The organism is Vibrio sp. Vb1026, assembly GCF_033338745.1.
Lineage (GTDB): Bacteria > Pseudomonadota > Gammaproteobacteria > Enterobacterales > Vibrionaceae > Vibrio > Vibrio alginolyticus.
Genome location: NZ_JAWOTH010000189.1, coordinates 1 through 1,070, shown reverse-complemented (window position 1 = coordinate 1,070; position 1,070 = coordinate 1). Strand labels below are relative to the sequence as shown.

The window sequence follows — 1,070 nt, the reverse complement described above, 5'->3', positions numbered from 1 at the left end:
CACTCTTCATGCAAACAATCTGTGCATATACTTATACCTAACTGGCATCGAGCTTAGAAAATACTGACCTCGACAGTGGTTAGATTAAGTAAGAATAAAATTTGAGTTACCTTGTCCTACACCTGCATTCTTCGGAGAATTTATGACTTCCAAATTAAGAAGAACGAAAATTGTCACCACTCTTGGCCCTTCAACTGATAAAGACAATGTACTGGAGGAGATCATTAAAGCTGGTGCGAACGTCGTTCGTATGAACTTTTCTCACGGTACAAGTGAAGACCACATTCAACGCGCTAAAAAAGTACGCGCGATTGCCGCAAGATTAGGGCGTCAGGTTGCCATTCTTGGCGATTTACAGGGACCTAAAATTCGTGTTGCGACCTTTAAAGACGGTAAAATCACACTCAAAGTCGGCGATAAATTCACACTAGATAGCGACTTACCAAAAGGCGAAGGGAACCAAGAATCCGTTGGTTTGGATTACAAAGAACTGCCTCAAGATGTTTCACCGAACGACATTCTACTGCTTGATGATGGCAGAGTTCAATTGCAAGTCACCAGCGTAGAAGGAAATAAAGTCCATACCCGTGTGACCGTTGGTGGCCCATTATCCAATAACAAGGGCATCAACAAAAAAGGCGGTGGCTTATCAGCCGATGCACTCACGGAAAAAGACAAAGCTGACATCATCACAGCCGCAGAAATTAAGGTCGACTATTTGGCCATTTCTTTCCCACGCAATGGCGAGGACATGCACTATGCCAGACGCTTGGCCCGGGATGCCGGCTTAGAAGCAAAACTCGTCGCAAAAGTAGAACGTGCAGAAACCGTCGCCACGAGCGAGTCGATTGACGATATCATCCTAGCTTCTGACGTCGTGATGGTCGCTCGCGGCGATTTAGGCGTTGAGATTGGCGATCCTGAGCTGATCGGTGTTCAGAAAAAACTCATTCGTCGAGCTCGCAGTTTGAACCGCGTCGTCATTACTGCAACTCAAATGATGGAATCGATGATCAATAGCCCAATGCCAACGCGTGCAGAAGTCATGGACGTAGCAAACGCCGTTTTGG

1 protein-coding gene is annotated in these 1,070 nt (G+C 46.2%); it reads left to right on the top strand.

The window, feature by feature from the left end:
- Positions 1-142: 142 nt before the first annotated feature.
- Positions 143-1,070 (top strand): pyruvate kinase (gene pyk / locus R7E47_RS25200; RefSeq protein ID WP_318085538.1); only part of this gene is annotated, 928 nt, incomplete at its 3' end.